This window comes from Alcanivorax sp. HI0044, from assembly GCF_001634945.1.
In genome coordinates, this window is record NZ_LWEZ01000965.1 from 1 (window position 1) to 501 (window position 501).

Annotated in this window: 2 protein-coding genes; one reads left to right on the forward strand and one right to left on the reverse strand. The window is 60.3% G+C overall.

What is annotated here, in order from left to right; genetic code table 11:
- A partial coding sequence (locus A3730_RS11355) for a Na+/H+ antiporter NhaC family protein (RefSeq protein ID WP_304439492.1) occupies positions 1–380 on the forward strand: 380 nt, incomplete at its 5' end.
- Here the strand turns inward: A3730_RS11355 and A3730_RS33040 are convergent.
- A complete protein-coding gene (locus tag A3730_RS33040; protein WP_369819067.1) occupies positions 367–453 on the reverse strand; it encodes a Solitary outer membrane autotransporter beta-barrel domain in 87 nt (28 codons plus the stop codon). The two genes, A3730_RS11355 and A3730_RS33040, sit on opposite strands and share 14 nt — an antisense overlap.
- Positions 454–501: the final 48 nt, after the last annotated feature.

Below are 501 nucleotides of genomic sequence, written 5' to 3' on the forward strand. Positions count from 1 at the left end.
TGGGGATGGTCAAGGGCGCTGCCGGGTTGATCACCGCGACCCTGGCGACCTGCTTTGGCAGCAATATCCTTACCGCCGATCAGTACATCTCCATCATCATGCCCGGGCGCATGTTCCGCGAAGCCTATGAGAAAAAAGGGCTGGCCCCGGTAAACCTGTCCCGTGCGCTGGAAGATGGCGGCACCATCACCAGCCCGCTGATCCCCTGGAATACCTGTGGAGCCTACATGCAGTCGGTGCTGCTGGTGCCGGTGACCGATTACCTTTTCTATGCGTTCTTCAACCTGATCAACCCGGTGCTGGCGCTAGCCTATGCCTGGCTGGGCATCAAGGTACTGCGGTTGACCCCGCCGCAAGCAGTGGCCACTACTCCTCGTTGAACAACAGCACCAGGGTGCCGCCGCGCAGCACGCTGCCATAGTTCAGGTTGATGCCGATGCCCACGTTGTCCACGAAAGGGATTCCCCTTTTTCGCAGGTCCAGTAACCAGCCAACCCCGGC